Here is a 15,988-nt window from a genome sequence, read left to right as displayed (position 1 = left end):
CGCGCTCAGCGCTTGCCCTGGGCCGCGGGCGGCACCCACGGCACCAGCTGGGTGCCGCACAGCGCATCGTGCCAGAACTGCCGGCGCGGGTGCAGGAAGGACAGCGCCGCGTAGCACAGCACCCAGGCGAGGATGATGCCGAAGACGGCCCACCCGCTCACCGTCAGGCCGAGCCACCACAAGGCGAGCAGGGGCGGCGCGAACCAGACCCAGCTGCACAGGTAGCGCGCGATCGCACGGCCGACGCCGACCGGCTGGCCATCCACCGTCAGCAGTCGCACGTGCCAGGTCTGCATCGCCAGCGTCTGGCCCGAGCGGGTCCACAGCCACACGAAGTACAGGCCGACGACGACCAGCAGCACCAGCCCGAGGCCGGTGCGGCCCTGCAGGGCATGCTGCTGCCGCGTCGCGGTCGAGTAGATGAAGGCCGCGGTGAAGCTGACGCCGAACAGCAGCACGCCTTCATAGAGGAAGCTCGCGAGACGCCGGCGCAGCGGCGGGGCTTTCTGGCGGGCGAGGTCGGTGCTCGCCGTATCGGAGGAAGGCGCTGTCATCTCGGGCGCAAACGGGTAAAGGGGACGGGGCACGCAAGACCTTGCGCGTCGCAGCGACCAAAGCGTGACCGGCACCTGTGCAGCAGCCGGTCGGCCACCGCAAGGGCAAATCCGAAACCGGAAATTATCGCATTCGCCACACCCTGGCCCGAGATCCGGCGCAGCAGCGCGCGGCAACCCGCGGCGAAATGCCATAATGCTGCTTTGCACAACATACGGGTCTCGACTCGGACGCCCGACCTGGGTTTCCCCGTTCATGACCGCGCAGGCTCCACACCCGTCTCACGAGGACGTGGAAAGGAGCACCGATCGTTTTTCGTTAGAGAAATTCAGAAAGGTTCGAAATGGACATGTCTGCCGCGGAACTCAAGCGTGCCGCCGCCACGGACGGCAAAGCCCCCCCGCAGAACCAAACTCCCGCGGAGCTCAACGGCTCCGAAATCCTGGTGCGCTGCCTCCAGGCCGAAGGCGTCAAGTACATCTGGGGCTACCCCGGCGGCGCCGTCCTCTACATCTACGACGCGCTGTACAAGCAGGACAGCATCGAGCACGTGCTCGTGCGCCATGAACAGGCGGCGGTGCATGCGGCAGACGGCTACGCGCGCGCCACCGGCAACGTCGGCGTCGCGCTGGTCACCTCGGGTCCGGGCGTGACGAACGCGATCACCGGCATCGCGACCGCCTACATGGATTCCATCCCGATGGTGATCATCACCGGCCAGGTGCCCACGCCCGCGATCGGGCTGGACGCCTTCCAGGAGTGCGACACCGTCGGCATCACGCGTCCGATCGTCAAGCACAACTTCCTGGTCAAGGACGTGCGCGACCTGGCCCGCACCATCAAGAAGGCCTTCCACATCGCGCGCACCGGCCGGCCCGGCCCGGTGGTGGTCGACATCCCGAAGGACGTGTCGCTGAAGACGACCACCTTCGAGTATCCCGAGACGGTCGAGATGCGCTCCTACAACCCGGTGCGCAAGGGCCACGGCGGCCAGATCCGCAAGGCCGTGCAGCTGCTGATGCAGGCCAAGCGGCCCTACATCTACACCGGTGGCGGCGTGATCCTGGGCAATGCCTCGGCCGAGCTGCGCGAGCTGGTCGACCTGCTCGGCTACCCGTGCACCAACACGCTGATGGGCCTGGGCGCCTATCCAGCCAGCGATCCGAAGTTCCTCGGCATGCTGGGCATGCACGGCACCTACGAAGCCAACATGACGATGCAGAACTGCGACGTCCTGCTGGCCGTGGGGGCCCGCTTCGACGACCGCGTGATCGGCAACCCGGCGCACTTTGCCTCGGTGGCGCGCAAGATCATCCACATCGACATCGACCCGTCGTCGATCTCCAAGCGCGTCAAGGTCGACATCCCCATCGTCGGCGACGTCAAGGACGTGCTGCAGGAGCTCATCGCCCAGATCAAGGAGCAGCAGCTGCGCCCGGACACCCAGGCGCTGTCGGCTTGGTGGGGCCAGATCAACGAGTGGCGCAAGCGCGAGTGCCTGAAGTACCGGCACTCGGACGAGGTCATCAAGCCCCAGTACGTGATCGAGACGCTGTGGGAGCTGACCCGGGACCGCGAGACCTACATCACCTCCGACGTCGGCCAGCACCAGATGTGGGCTGCGCAGTTCTACCGTTTCGACGAGCCGCGCCGCTGGATCAACTCGGGCGGCCTGGGCACGATGGGCGTGGGCCTACCGTACGCGATGGGCATCAAGCTGGCCAAGCCCGAGGCGGACGTGTTCTGCATCACCGGCGAGGGCTCGATCCAGATGTGCATCCAGGAGCTCTCGACCTGCCAGCAGTACCAGACGCCGGTCAAGATCATCTCGCTGAACAACCGCTACCTGGGCATGGTGCGCCAGTGGCAGCAGCTCGAATACAGCGGCCGCTACTCGCACAGCTACATGGATGCGCTGCCCGACTTCGTGAAGCTGGCCGAGGCCTACGGGCACGTGGGCCTGAAGATCGAGAAGCCGTCCGAGGTGGAGCCGGCGCTGCGCGAGATGATGCGCCTGAAGGACCGCACCGTGTTCCTCGACGTGCGCACCGATCCGACCGAGAACGTCTGGCCCATGGTCCAGGCGGGCAAGGGCATCACGGAGATGCTGCTGGGTTCCGAGGACCTCTGACGGCCGGCAAGCCCGGCAAGGGCGCACCCGTTACCGCGGGGCGTCAGGCGCCGGGCGGACGGCCCGCGAGACTCGGGCGATACTTCCTCCCCTGATCGAAAGGCGTGGCCAAGGGCCTGCGGTTACCGCCGCCGGCCTGAAGAGCGCGAACGACGACACATGAAACACATCATCGCAGTGCTGCTGGAGAACGAACCCGGCGCACTTTCCCGCGTGGTGGGCCTGTTCTCGGCCCGCGGCTACAACATCGAAAGCCTGACGGTGGCGCCGACGGAAGACCCGTCGCTGTCGCGCATGACCATCGTCACGACCGGCTCGGACGACGTCATCGAGCAGATCACCAAGCACCTGAACCGCCTGATCGAGGTGGTGAAGGTGGTGGACCTCACCGAGGGCAGCTACACCGAGCGCGAGCTCATGCTGATCAAGGTGCGGGCGGTCGGCAAGGAGCGCGAAGAGATGAAGCGCATGGCCGACATCTTCCGCGGCCGCATCATTGACGTGACCGAGAAGACCTACACCATCGAGCTCACCGGGGATGCGGCCAAGCTCGACGCCTTCATCGAGGCGATCGAGCGCACCTCGATCCTCGAGACCGTGCGCACCGGCACCAGCGGCATCGGCCGCGGCGAGCGCATCCTGCGGGTTTGAACTTTTTTTCGTGAACGAGTGGCAAGTGAAGCGGTGAACATGTGAGGTGGGGCATTCGACGCGGTTGGCACTCGTTCACGCGGTCGCTCGGTCACCTGTTCACAAATACAAGTTGGAGAAATACATGAAGGTCTATTACGACAAGGACGCCGATCTGAGCCTCATCAAGGGCAAGAACGTCACCATCATCGGCTACGGCTCGCAAGGCCACGCCCACGCGCTGAACCTGCGTGACAGCGGCGTGAACGTGACCGTCGGCGTGCGCCGCAGCGGCGCGTCCTGGGCCAAGGCCGAAGCCGCCGGCCTGAAGGTGGCCGAGATCGCCGAAGCCGTGAAGACGGCCGACGTCGTGATGATCCTGCTGCCGGACGAGCAGATCGCCGCGGTCTACAAGGCCGACGTCGAGCCCCACATCAAGCAGGGCGCGTCGCTCGCCTTCGCGCACGGCTTCAACGTGCACTACGGCCAGGTCGTGCCGCGCGCCGACCTGGACGTCTGGATGGTCGCGCCCAAGGCCCCGGGGCACACCGTGCGTGCCACCTACGCCCAAGGCGGCGGCGTGCCGCACCTGGTGGCGGTGCACCAGGACCGCTCCGGCAAGGCGCGTGACCTGGCCCTGAGCTACGCCGTGGCCAACGGCGGCGGCAAGGCGGGCATCATCGAGACCAACTTCCGCGAAGAGACCGAAACCGACCTGTTCGGCGAGCAGGCCGTGCTGTGCGGCGGCACCGTCGAGCTGATCAAGGCCGGCTTCGAGACGCTGGTGGAAGCCGGCTACGCGCCCGAGATGGCCTACTTCGAGTGCCTGCACGAGCTGAAGCTGATCGTCGACCTGATCTACGAAGGCGGCATCGCCAACATGAACTACTCGATCTCGAACAACGCCGAGTACGGTGAGTACGTCACCGGCCCGCGCATCGTGACCGAGGAGACCAAGAACGCGATGCGCGCCGTGCTGAAGGACATCCAGACCGGCGAATACGCCAAGAGCTTCATCCTGGAGAACAAGGCCGGTGCGCCGACCCTGGCCTCGCGCCGCCGCCTGACCGCCGAGCACCAGATCGAGGTGGTGGGCGAGAAGCTGCGCGCGATGATGCCCTGGATCAAGGCCAAGCGCCTGGTCGACCCGACCAAGAACTGATCGCACCTGGCTGCCGCCGGTCGCAGCGACCGGTGGCGCGCCCGTGCGCCAACCGCCCGCAGGTCTTCGGACCCGGGCGGTTCTTTCATCCCATGGCGCCCGGAACACTTGACCGGTCCGTACTCCTGCATACAGTTAGCACGAACGAACGCAAACAGTTGCACAGGAGGAAGACCAATGGATACGCAAACCCTGGTGGATTCGCTGGAGGCGAGCCTGGGCCGCCACCTGCCCACGCTGGCCGGTGCCCTGGCCATCCTGGTGCTCGGATGGCTGCTGGCGGTCATCCTGCGCGCCGGCGCCCGTCGCGCGATGGCCGCGCTGCGGGTCAACGAGCGCCTGGCGCAGAACCTGGACCGCCGTGTGGACGTCGAGCAGATCGTCGCGTTGTCGCTGTTCTGGGTGGTTCTGTTCTTCACCCTGCTGACGGTGCTGAACGTGCTCGACCTCCAGGCGGCGTCCCAGCCGCTGGCCATCCTCGTGTCGCAGTTCACCGGCTACCTGCCGCACCTGCTGGCCGGCATCATCGTCTCGCTGCTGGCCTGGACCTTGGCCAGCCTGTTGCGCGCGCTGGTCAACAAGGCGCTCGCGGCCACCCGCCTCGACGACAAGCTCGCCGAGCAGGCCGGCATGCAGGCGATGAGCCGCAGCGTCGCCAACGTGCTGTTCTGGCTGGTGATCCTGTTGTTCCTGCCGGCCATCCTCTCGGCCTTCCAGCTGCACGGCCTGCTCGAGCCGGTGCAGGGCATGGTCGACCGTGCCCTGGGCATGCTGCCCGACATCGTCGCGGCCGGGCTGATCGGCTTCGTCGGCTGGCTGGTGGCGACCATCCTGCGCGGCCTGGTGAGCAACCTGCTGGCCGCTGCCGGTGCCGACGCGCTGGGCCAGCGCATCGGCCTGGCCGCCGGCGCCAGCCTGTCGCGCCTGGCCGGCACGCTGGTGTTCATCCTCGTGTTCGTGCCCAGCCTGATCGCCGCGCTTGATGCGCTGCACATCACGGCGATCTCGCATCCGGCCACGCTGATGCTGCAGCGCTTCTTCGATGCGGTGCCGAACATCATCGCGGCGGCGCTGATCCTGCTGCTGACGTGGTACGTGGCGCGCTTTGCCGCCCAATTGCTGGCGCGGCTGCTCTCCAGCCTCGGGTTCGACCAGTTGCCCGCCAAGCTCGGCGCCGGGCACATCTTCGCCGGGTCGACCCAGGCCTCGGACCTGGTCAAGGGCATCGTGGTCTTCTTCGCGATGCTGTTTGCCACCGTCGAGGCCGCCAACCAGCTGGGCTTCACCCAGGTGCGCGACATCGTCTCGATGTTCATCGCCTTCGGCGGTGACGTCCTGCTCGGCGCGGCGATCCTCGTGATCGGCTTCTGGCTGGCCAACGCGGCCTACCGCGCGATCGACCAGGCCAGCGGCCCGCACACCACCGGGCTGGCCGGGGCGGCACGCGTGGCCATCCTGGGGCTGGTGCTGGCCATGGGCCTGCGCGCGATGGGCATCGCCGACGACATCGTCAACCTGGCCTTCGGCCTGACGCTCGGCGCGGTCGCGGTGGCCGTGGCGCTGTCGTTCGGGCTGGGTGGCCGGGAGGCGGCCGGCAAGCTGATGGAGCACTGGCTGTCGCGCTGGCGCAAGGACTGAAGTGGCCGGGACGCGCCCAGGGGCGCGGGGGAGGGAGGGCTCGGCCCGTTGAGGGCTGTTGTATCCTCCCGACCATGATCCACTCGACGCAACAGGCATGACCGAGCCGCAGGATCCCGCGGGCACGGCCGTGCCCGACCTCTCTGCCCGGCCCCGGCGCAAGGGCATCTACATCCTTCCCAACCTGTTCACGCTGGCTGCCCTGTTCGCCGGCTTCTACGCCGTCGTCATGGCGATGAACGGGCGCTTCGACCTGGCCGCGGTCGGCATCTTCAGTGCCGCCGTGCTCGACAGCCTCGACGGCCGGGTCGCGCGCATGACCAACACCCAGAGCACCTTCGGCGAGCAGATGGACAGCCTGTCCGACATGGTGTCCTTCGGGGCCGCGCCTGCGCTGATCGTCTATGAATGGGCGCTGCAGGGCCTGGGCAAGCTGGGCTGGCTGGCCGCGTTCATCTACTGCGCCGGTGCGGCGCTGCGGCTGGCGCGCTTCAACACCAACATCGGCATCGTCGACAAGCGCTTCTTCCAGGGGCTGCCCAGCCCGGCGGCCGCGGCGATGGTGATCGGCCTGGTGTGGGTGATGGACGACTTCGGCTACAAGGGGGTCGAACACATCCCGTGGCTGGCCTGGACGGCGTTCGGCTTCACGGTCTACGCCGGCCTGACCATGGTCACCAACGTGCCGTTCTACAGCTTCAAGGACATCAGCTTCCGCCGCTCGGTGCCGTTCATCGTGATCGTCGCGATCGCGCTGGCGTTCGCGGTGGTCGCCTACGACCCGCCACGCGTGCTGTTCGGGCTGTTCGTGCTGTACGGCCTGTCGGGCTACGTCGTCTACTTGGTCAAGAAGTCGCGCGGCAAGCCGGTCAGCGTGATCGCGGTGTCGACCGACGAGCCCGACGAGCAGGGCCTGCACCAGTAGCTGCCCCCGGGCCGGGCCCGAGGCCGCAAGGGCAGGGCCCGTGGTATATTGACCGCATGACGATCCGCATCGCCGCCATTTCGCTAGCGCTTCTAGGAGTGCCACGGGCGCGCTGATGAGTCACGTCTGAAGATTTCACGCATCAACGGCCCGCAAGCGCACAGCTGGCGGGCCGTTTTGCATTGGACACACCCACGACACGGCATCCACACGACGGAGTTCACCATGGCCGACAAGCTGATCATTTTCGACACGACCCTGCGTGACGGGGAGCAGTCGCCCGGCGCCTCGATGACGAAGGACGAGAAGCTGCGGATCGCGCGCCAGCTCGAACGCCTGCGTGTGGACGTGATCGAGGCGGGCTTTGCCGCCTCGTCGAACGGTGACTTCGAGGCGGTCAAGGCGATCGCCAACGCGGTGAAGGATTCCACCGTCTGCTCGCTGGCGCGCGCCAACGACCGCGACATCGCGCGCGCGGCCGAGGCGCTGAAGGGGGCCAACTCGGCGCGCATCCACACCTTCATCGCGACCAGCCCGCTGCACATGGAGAAGAAGCTGCGCATGACGCCGGACCAGGTCTACGAGCAGGCCCGGCTGGCGGTGCGCTTCGCGCGCAACCTGTGCGGCGACATCGAGTTCTCGCCCGAGGACGGCTACCGCTCCGAGATCGACTTCCTGTGCCGCGTGCTGGAGGCCGTGATCGACGAGGGCGCGACCACCATCAACATCCCCGACACGGTCGGCTACGCCATCCCCGAGCTGTACGGCAACTTCATCAAGACGCTGCGCGAGCGCATCCCGAACTCGGACAAGGCGGTCTGGTCGGTGCACTGCCACAACGACCTCGGCATGGCGGTGGCCAACTCGCTGGCCGGCGTGAAGATCGGCGGCGCGCGCCAGGTCGAGTGCACCATCAACGGCCTGGGCGAGCGCGCCGGCAACTGCGCGCTGGAGGAGGTCGTGATGGCGGTGCGCACCCGCCGCGACTACTTCGGGCTGGAGGTGGGCATCGACACCACCCAGATCGTGCCCGCCTCGCGCCTGGTGTCGCAGACCACCGGCTTCGTCGTGCAGCCGAACAAGGCGGTGGTCGGCGCCAACGCCTTCGCGCACGCCTCGGGCATCCACCAGGACGGCGTGCTCAAGGCGCGCGACACCTACGAGATCATGCGCGCCGAGGACGTGGGCTGGTCGGCCAACAAGATCGTGCTGGGCAAGCTGTCCGGCCGCAACGCCTTCAAGCAGCGCCTGCAGGAGCTGGGCATCGAGCTGGAGTCGGAGGCCGAGATCAACGCCGCGTTCCTGCGCTTCAAGGACCTGGCCGACCGCAAGAGCGAGATCTTCGACGAGGACATCATCGCGCTGGTCAGCGACGAGAGCGTGACCGCCGAGCAGGAGCACTACCGGCTGCTGGCGCTGTCGCAGAGCTCCGAGATGGGCGAGCGCCCGCACGCCAAGGTGGTGTTCGCGATCGGCGAGGAGGAGCACCGCGCCGAGGCCGTGGGCAACGGTCCGGTCGACGCGAGCATCAAGGCCATCGAGTCGAAGGTGCAAAGTGGCGCGGAATTGCTGCTGTATTCGGTCAATGCCATCACGTCCGGCAGCACAGAATCCCAGGGCGAGGTGACCGTCCGTCTGCAGCATGGCGGCCGGGTGGTCAACGGCGTGGGGGCCGACCCGGACATCGTGGTGGCGTCCGCCAAGGCCTACCTGGCGGCGCTCAACAAGCTCCACAGCAAGGCGGAGCGCGTCGCGGCCCAGGGTTGACGGGTGTGAATTTGTGACGTTCACCCACGACTTGAGAAAAGACTTGTAAGTTTTTGATCTTGCGTGGCTTTTGCCCTTCGCCTACACTCGCTTGGCCGAGTTACTGGAGGTTGCCGTGTTGGCGTGGGGCAAATGGTTGCGGTCGCGGGGGTGGTTGTCGGTCCTGATCGCCTGCCTGATCGCGGCTGGTCCGGCCACCGTGGACGCCGCCGCGAAGAAGGGTGACGGCAAGCGCCCGGCCGCCACCAGCGTCTCCAAGGGCAAGAAGGCCGCCGGCAAGCGCCCGGTCGCGAGGAAGGCCAAGGCCGCACCGCGCGCCAAGACGAAGGCCAAGAAGCAGGTCGTCACCGCGTCGGCCAAGCAGCGCGGCAAGTCCTCCGTGCGGCGCGTCGCCGCCGTGGTGCCCGCCCGGCCGTCCTATGGCCATGCCTTCGGCCTGCACGAGACGGCCGACCCCCTGGGCCTGAAGTCCAGCGTCGCCCTGGTGGTCGACCAGGACACCGGCGAGGTGCTGATCAACAAGAATGCCCAGGCGGTGCTGCCGATCGCCTCGCTGACCAAGCTGATGACGGCGCTGGTCGTCATCGAGGCGCAGCAGCCGCTGGACGAGGTCCTGACCATCACCGCCGAGGACGTCGACACCGAGAAGGGCAGCAGCTCGCGCCTGGCGCTCGGGACGCGGCTGACTCGCGGCGAGATGCTGCACCTGGCGCTGATGTCGTCGGAGAACCGCGCCGCCAACGCGCTCGGGCGCCACTATCCGGGGGGACTGCCGGCCTTCGTCGAGGCGATGAACCGCAAGGCGCGCGAGCTCGGCATGCAGGACACGCGCTATGTCGAACCCACCGGGCTGTCCAGCCGCAACCAGTCGACCGCGCGCGACCTGGCCCTGCTGGTCAAGGCCGCGTACCAGTACCCGCTGATCCGCGAGCTGTCGACCTCGCCGGAGTACGGGGTGGCGATCGGCAAGCGCCAGCTGCACTACCGCAACACCAACGGGCTGGTCTACAAGGACGACTGGGACATCGGCCTGCAGAAGACGGGCTACATCTCCGAGGCCGGACGTTGCCTGGTGATGCAGGCGCAGCTGGCCGGCCGCAAGCTGATCATGGTGTTCCTCGACTCGGCCGGGCGCTATTCACGCATCGGGGATGCCGAGCGCGTGCGCCGCTGGATCGAGGAGCTGGATTTCTCCAGGGACATGGAGACCGAGGACGGCGATCCGATGCCCCGGGTCACGTCCTGACCACCGCAGCGCTGCCCTGACGAACAGCCCGGCCCTGCCGGGCTGTCGCATGGGCGGGGCCTCAGCGCTTGGGCGGCTTGTAGCCGAGTGCCGCGGAGATCTGCGCGGCGGTGTTGGTCAGGTGGTCGAGCCAGCTTTCTTCCAGCCGGTCGGCCGGGGCCGAGATCGACAGGCCGGCGACCAGCTTGCCCTGGTCGTCGTGGATGCCGGCGGCCATGCAGCGCACGCCCAGTTCCAGCTCCTCGTTGTCGCGCGCCGTGCCGTACTGGCGCACCTTGGCGAGCTCGCGCTCCAGCGCGGCGAGGTCGGTGATGCTGTTGCGGGTGTGGCCGGCCAGCCCGGTGCGCGTCGCATAGGCACGCACGCGCTGCGGGTCGTCATGGGCGAGGAAGAGCTTGCCGACCGAGGTCAGGTGCAACGGGGCGCGGCCGCCGACCGCGCGCACCACCTGCATGCCCGAGCGCTCGCTGTAGGTGCGCTCGATGTAGACGATCTCGTCGCCCTGCCGCACCGAGAGGTTGACCGGCTGGTGGGTCAGCTTGTGCAGCTCGCGCATCGGCCCGAGCGCCGCGTCACGCACGTCCAGCCGCGCCTTGACCAGGTTGCCCAGCTCGAGCAGGCGCATGCCCAGCCGGTAGCTGCCGGCTTCCGGGCGGTCGACGAAGCGCCCCAGCGCCAGGTCGTTCAGGATGCGGTGCGCGGTGGAGGGGTGCAGCCCCGTCTGCTCGCTGATCTCCTTCAGGGAGACGGGATCCTGATGGGCGGCGAGCACGTCCAGCAGGGCGAACATCCGTTCCAGGACCTGGATGGTGGGAGTACTGCCCTCGGTTTTTTTCATAGCTGAATTTTCGCTCAGAACGGTTCATTTTTGCATGGCGAAAATTCCATGTGACGTCGGCACGGGAGCCACCATAATCGGCCGTATGAAAGTGGGCTTCTTCATCACCTGCCTGGTGGACCTGATGCGCCCGCGCATCGGTCTTGCGGCGATCCGCCTGATCGAGTCGGCCGGCTTCGAGGTCGAGGTGCCGATGGCGCAGACCTGCTGCGGCCAGCCGGCCTACAACTCGGGCGACCGGGCGACGGCGCAGGCGCTGGCGCGCAAGCTGCTGGACGAGTTCGAGCGCTACGACTACGTCGTGATGCCGTCGGGCTCGTGCGGCGGCATGGTGCGCACGCACTACCACGAGTTGCTGGCCGACGATCCCGAGCTGTCGTACCGTTATGCGCGCCTGCAGCCCAAGGTCTACGAACTCACGCAGTTCCTGGTCGAGGTGGCCGGCGTCACCGACGTGCCGGGGCGCTACGACGGGGAGGTGACCTACCACGACTCCTGCGCCGGCCTGCGCGAGCTGGGCATCAAGCAGCAGCCGCGCGCGCTGCTGCAGCACACGGGCGCCAAGCTCAAGGAGATGGCGCAGTGCGAGCAGTGCTGCGGCTTCGGCGGCACCTTCTCGGTGAAGTACGGCGACATCTCCGCGGCGATCGCCGACGAGAAGTGCGAGCACATAGCCGCCAGCGGCACCGGCGCCGTGGTGCTGGGCGACCTGGGCTGCATGCTGCACCTGGAAGGCCGGCTGCGCCGTCGTGGCGACACGACCACGCGGGTCATCCACATCGCGGAAATCCTCGCCGGGGAGGCCTGAGCCATGCAGGTCCAGTCGATGCACTTCAAGGCGCGCGCCGGCGAGCGGCTGGCCGACCAGCGCCTGCAGAAGAACCTCAAGAAGCTCTCGACCAAGTTCGTGACCGCCCGCGCCCAGGTGGTGCAGGAGCTGGAGGAGTTCGAGGCGATCCGCAACGAGGCGGTGCGCCGGCGCAAGGCCGCGCTCGCGAAGCTGGACGTGTGGCTGGAGCGTTTCGAGCGCGAGGCGACCCGGCGCGGGGCAACGGTGCTGTGGGCCGAGACGCCGGCCGAGGCGGCGCAGCTGGTGGTGGAGATCGCGCGCAAGCACGAGGTGCGCCGCGCCACCAAGACCAAGAGCATGGTCTCCGAGGAGATGGCGCTGAACAAGGCCCTGGAGGCCGCCGGCGTGCAGGTGACCGAGACCGACCTCGGCGAGTACATCCTGCAGATCAACGACGGCGAGCCGCCGAGCCACATCATCGCGCCGGTGGTGCACAAGGACAAGGAAGAGATCTACCAGCTCTTCGTCAGGACGCACCAGCTGCCGCGCGAGCCGGGCCGGGTGCCCGAGATCCCGGAGATGACGCGCGAGGCGCGCCAGGTGTTGCGGTCGCGCTTCCTGGCCAGCGAGATGGGCATCACCGGCGGCAACTTCCTGGTCGCCGAGACCGGCTCGGTGGCGCTGGTGACCAATGAGGGCAACGAAGGACTGTGCACCGCGGTGCCGCGCGTGCATGTGGCGATCACCGGCGTCGAGAAGGTGCTGCCCACGCTGGAGGACCTGGCCACCATCATGCGCCTGCTGCCGCGTTCGGCCACCGGGCAGGTGATCAGCAACTACTTCTCGCTGCTGACCGGCCCGCGCGGCGCCGGCGAGCGCGACGGGCCGGAGCACATGTACTTCATCCTCGTCGACGGCGGCCGCACCGGGCTGCTGGGCGGCGACTTCGAGGAGATGCTGCGCTGCATCCGCTGCGGCGCCTGCATGAACCACTGCCCGGTCTACCAGAAGATCGGCGGCCACAGCTACGGCTGGGTGTACCCGGGGCCGATGGGCTCGGTGTTGACCTCCAGCTATGTCGGGCTGGAGCAGACGCTGGACCTGCCGCAGGCTGCCACGATGTGCGGGCAGTGCCACGTGGTCTGCCCGATGAAGATCCCGCTGCCGGACCTGCTGCGCAAGCTGCGCGAGCGGCAGTTCGAGCGCGGGTTGCGACCCTGGCCGGAGCGCCTCGGCCTGCGCGTGTGGGGCTATGTCGCGCAGCGGCCGGCCCTGTACCGGACGCTGGCGCGCCTGGGGGTGCGGGTGCTGCGCTGGATGAGCGACGACGGGCGCATCCGCCGGCTGCCGTTGGCCTCGGGCTGGACCGACACGCGCGACCTGCCCGCGCCGGCCGGCAAGACGTTCAAGGAGCTCTACGCTGAGCGGCGACGCTGAACGCCGCCGCTGGCTGCGGCGCGCCTGCGTGCTGGGGGGCAGCTGGCTGCTGCCGCGCCGGCTTCTCGCGCAACCGCCGACGCCTGCGCCGGCCTCCGCGCCGCCGGTGCCGGCCTGGATCCATGTGCCGCGCGCCACCGGCCGGCTGCGGGCCGCCGATCTGGGGCTGGTGATCAACACCGCGGATCCCTATTCGGTGCAGGTCGGGCGCTTCTACGCCGAGGCGCGGCGTCTATCGCGCGAGCAGGTGCTGGAGCTGGCGCTGCCGGTCCGCCCGTCGCTGAGCGAGGCGGAATTCGGGGTGCTCTCGGAGGCGATCCACGGGCGCTTCGGGGCTGCGGGTCAGGGACCGGTCCAGGCGCTCGCGCTGGCGTGGCGCGAACCGTACGCGGTCGGGTGCCACGCGCTGACCGGGGCGCTGGCGCTGGGGCTGGACGACGCACTGTGCCGCCACAGCTGCGCGCCGTCGCGGCCGTCGCCCTACTTCAATTCCGCGTCGGCGCAGCCGGCGAGCGACCACGGCTTGCGCCCGTCCATGCTGCTGGCCGCCCCGGACGTCGAGGCCGCCATCGCGTTGGTCCGCCGCGGCGTGGCCGCCGACGCCACGCTGGGACGGCGCGGGGCGCCGCCGGTGGTGGCCCACCTGGCCGTCACCGACGACCGGGCGCGCTCGGCGCGGCTGCGGCTGTACCCCCCGAGCGGCCTGTTGCGCCGGGCGGGCGTGCGGGTGCGCGCGGGCGTGCAGCGGCCGCCCGCGCCGGACGACCGGGTGCTGCTCTACCAGACCGGGGCGGTCCGCGTCGAGGGACTGGAGCAGGTGCGCTTCGTGCCGGGTGCGCTGGCTGACCATCTCACCTCGTTCGGTGGCTGGCTGGCAGGCGGGCGCGGGCAGATGAGTGCCCTGGCCTGGATCAAGGCCGGCGCGACCGCCAGCTACGGCACGGTCAGCGAGCCCTGCAATCACCCGCAGAAGTTTCCCCATCCCCAGGTGCTGCTGTTGCACTACCTGCAAGGGTGCACGGCGATCGAGGCGTACTGGAAGAGCGTGGCCTGGCCGCAGCAGGGGTTGTTCATCGGCGAGCCGCTGGCCGCCCCGTTCGCGGCACGTCCCTGAGGTCGCGGCGTGCGGCGGGGCTTCAGCGTCCCCGCCACTGGGTGCGCGTGGCGATCCAGAACTTGCGCAGCGGCGTCAGCGAGATGCGCTGGTGCAGCACCTGGAAGTTCTCGCGCTCGATCTCGCGCAGCAGGGTGCGGTAGATGTTGGCCATCATCAGCCCGGGCTTCTGCGAGCGCCGGTCGGCCTCGGGCAGCAGGCGCAGCGCCTCGTCGTAGCAGGCGTGGGCGCGCTCGGCCTGGAACTTCATCAGCGCGACGAAGCGGTCGCTGTAGCCGCGGTTGAGGATCTCGTGCGCCTTGACGCCGAAGCGTTGCAGCTCGTCGACCGGCAGGTAGATGCGCCCGCGCCGCGCGTCGTCGCCGACGTCGCGGATGATGTTGGTCAGCTGCAGCGCCAGGCCCAGCTTGTGGGCGTACCGGATGGTCGCCTCCTCGGTACGGCCGAAGATCGCCGAGGCCACCTCGCCGACCACGCCGGCGACCAGGTGGCAGTATGTCTGCAGCCCGGCGAAGTCCAGGTAGCGGGTCTGCTCCAGGTCCATCTGGCAGCCGTCGATCACCGCCTGCAGGTGGGCCGGTTCGATGCTGTAGGCCGCGGCGTGCGGCATCAGCGCCTGCATGACCGGATGGCTGGGCTGGCCGGCGAACGATTGCGCCACCTCCTTGCGCCACCACAGCAGCTTGGCCTGCGCGACGCCGGGTTCGCTCACCTCGTCGACGATGTCGTCGATCTCGCGGCAGAACGCGTAGAAGGCCGTGATCGCCGCGCGCCGCGGCGGCGGCAGGAACAGGAAGGCGTAGTAGAAGCTGGACCCGCTGGCGGCTGCCTTGTCCTGCACGTATTGTTCGGGAGTCATCACGCTGTGGTGTCGGTCGTTGAGGCAGGCAGCTGGCGGCCCAGCGCGCGCTGCAGCAGCACGACGCCGTCCCACGCCCCCAGCACGGGCCGCTCGTGCAACGCTGCATAGTTCGAGCGGGCGATTTTCTCAAGAATCCTCAGCGCACCCTGCACGGCCAGGCGCAGCCCGCAGTCGGCCCGCCCCGGCAGCCGCCGCGCCAGCGGCGCGCCCTGTACCAGCAGGCTGCGCGTCCACTCGACCAGTTCGCGCACCATCGCCTGGGTGGCGGGGGTTTCCTGCTGCGCCACCAGCGAGGCGACCGGCACGTGGTGGCGGCGGCACAGGTCCAGCGGCACGTACAGCCGGCCGCGTGCGGTGTCCACGCTGAGGTTGCGCCAGTAGCGGGTCAGCTGCAGCGCGCTGCACAGCGCGTCCGACTGGCGGCGGGCGGCCTCGTCGTCCAGCCCGTGCAGGATCAGCAGCAGCCGGCCGACCGGGTTGGCCACCCGGGCGCAATGGGCCAGCAGCGCGTCCTGGCTGATGTAGCGGTGCGTCGTGACCTCCTGCTCGAAACCGGACAGCAGCTGCTCGAACGGGGCCATGGGCAGCTGGAACTCGCGGCGCAGCCGGCCCAGGGCATCGAACAGCTCCGGCCAGCGGTCCGAGGGCGGGCGATCCGCATAGACGGCGTGCAGGTCCTGGCGGCAGGCCTGCAGGTCGGCCAGCCGGTCCAGGGCCGGGCGCTGGCCGGCCTCGGCCAGGTCCGCGGCGGTGCGCGCGAAGCGGCACACGACGACGACGGCCGGCCTCAAGGGTGGGGGGCAGAGCAGGGCGAACGCGGGAAGACGGGTGAACAACTGATGGGGCACGGGCGGCATTGTCGGTGCTCCAGGGCGGCACCTGCCGCGCCTGCC

At 68.8% G+C, this 15,988-nt stretch carries 14 protein-coding genes; 10 read left to right on the top strand and 4 right to left on the bottom strand.

Annotated features, from left to right (window positions below; genetic code table 11):
• Positions 1-5: 5 nt before the first annotated feature.
• Positions 6-554, bottom strand: a complete 549-nt coding sequence (locus IS481_RS11075) for an RDD family protein (protein ID WP_104356973.1) — start codon at positions 552-554, stop codon at positions 6-8.
• Between the two features lie 344 nt (positions 555-898).
• Here IS481_RS11075 and IS481_RS11070 point away from each other — a divergent pair, with 344 nt between their 5' ends.
• From IS481_RS11070 to pbpG, 7 genes are all read left to right on the top strand, one after another.
• A complete protein-coding gene (locus IS481_RS11070; protein WP_104356972.1) occupies positions 899-2,686 on the top strand; it encodes an acetolactate synthase 3 catalytic subunit in 1,788 nt (595 codons plus the stop codon).
• Between the two features lie 159 nt (positions 2,687-2,845).
• Positions 2,846-3,337, top strand: a complete 492-nt coding sequence (gene ilvN, locus IS481_RS11065; RefSeq protein WP_104356971.1) for an acetolactate synthase small subunit — start codon at positions 2,846-2,848, stop codon at positions 3,335-3,337.
• A gap of 124 nt (positions 3,338-3,461) precedes the next feature.
• Positions 3,462-4,478, top strand: coding sequence for a ketol-acid reductoisomerase (ilvC, locus tag IS481_RS11060; RefSeq protein ID WP_104356970.1), 1,017 nt, complete (start codon positions 3,462-3,464; stop codon positions 4,476-4,478).
• A gap of 177 nt (positions 4,479-4,655) precedes the next feature.
• Positions 4,656-6,116, top strand: a complete 1,461-nt coding sequence (locus tag IS481_RS11055; RefSeq protein ID WP_104356969.1) for a mechanosensitive ion channel — start codon at positions 4,656-4,658, stop codon at positions 6,114-6,116.
• Positions 6,117-6,213: 97 nt separating this feature from the next.
• Positions 6,214-7,041 (top strand): CDP-alcohol phosphatidyltransferase family protein, encoded by an 828-nt coding sequence (gene pssA, locus IS481_RS11050; protein WP_104356968.1) that lies wholly within the window; start codon positions 6,214-6,216, stop codon positions 7,039-7,041.
• Between the two features lie 225 nt (positions 7,042-7,266).
• Positions 7,267-8,808 carry a 2-isopropylmalate synthase gene (locus IS481_RS11045; protein ID WP_104356967.1) on the top strand — a complete coding sequence of 514 codons (1,542 nt, stop codon included), beginning with the start codon at positions 7,267-7,269 and terminating at the stop codon, positions 8,806-8,808.
• Positions 8,809-8,926: 118 nt separating this feature from the next.
• Positions 8,927-10,054: a D-alanyl-D-alanine endopeptidase gene (gene pbpG, locus IS481_RS11040; RefSeq protein ID WP_146079525.1), complete on the top strand. Its 1,128-nt coding sequence runs from the start codon at positions 8,927-8,929 to the stop codon at positions 10,052-10,054.
• Between the two features lie 61 nt (positions 10,055-10,115).
• Here the strand turns inward: pbpG and IS481_RS11035 are convergent, their stop codons facing one another.
• The gene (locus tag IS481_RS11035) at positions 10,116-10,892 is read right to left on the bottom strand and encodes an IclR family transcriptional regulator (RefSeq protein WP_104356965.1); all 777 of its coding nucleotides are present in this window, start codon (positions 10,890-10,892) and stop codon (positions 10,116-10,118) included.
• Positions 10,893-10,977: 85 nt separating this feature from the next.
• Between IS481_RS11035 and IS481_RS11030 the strand changes: the two genes are divergently transcribed.
• Genes IS481_RS11030 through IS481_RS11020 form a run of 3 tightly spaced genes read left to right on the top strand, consistent with a single transcriptional unit; the run spans position 10,978 to position 14,233 of the window.
• Positions 10,978-11,700, top strand: a complete 723-nt coding sequence (locus tag IS481_RS11030) for a (Fe-S)-binding protein (RefSeq protein WP_104356964.1) — start codon at positions 10,978-10,980, stop codon at positions 11,698-11,700.
• Between the two features lie 3 nt (positions 11,701-11,703).
• Positions 11,704-13,119 (top strand): LutB/LldF family L-lactate oxidation iron-sulfur protein, encoded by a 1,416-nt coding sequence (locus IS481_RS11025; protein ID WP_104356963.1) that lies wholly within the window; start codon positions 11,704-11,706, stop codon positions 13,117-13,119.
• 28 nt (positions 13,120-13,147) lie between these two features.
• Positions 13,148-14,233, top strand: a complete 1,086-nt coding sequence (locus IS481_RS11020) for a TIGR03790 family protein (RefSeq protein WP_232529250.1) — start codon at positions 13,148-13,150, stop codon at positions 14,231-14,233.
• 22 nt (positions 14,234-14,255) lie between these two features.
• Here IS481_RS11020 and hpnD read toward each other — a convergent pair whose 3' ends face one another.
• Entirely contained in the window at positions 14,256-15,092 is an 837-nt protein-coding gene (hpnD, locus tag IS481_RS11015; protein WP_104356962.1) for a presqualene diphosphate synthase HpnD, read from the bottom strand.
• Complete coding sequence (locus IS481_RS11010; protein WP_104356961.1) at positions 15,092-15,952, bottom strand: squalene/phytoene synthase family protein; 861 nt, start codon at positions 15,950-15,952, stop codon at positions 15,092-15,094. The genes hpnD and IS481_RS11010 overlap by 1 nt, the downstream gene beginning before the upstream one ends.
• Between the last annotated feature and the right edge of the window lie 36 nt (positions 15,953-15,988).

Origin of the sequence: Caldimonas thermodepolymerans, assembly GCF_015476235.1 — a bacterium.
Lineage (GTDB): Bacteria > Pseudomonadota > Gammaproteobacteria > Burkholderiales > Burkholderiaceae_C > Caldimonas > Caldimonas thermodepolymerans.
Note: the sequence above shows the minus strand (reverse complement) of the source record. Positions and strands in the feature narration are given on the sequence as shown.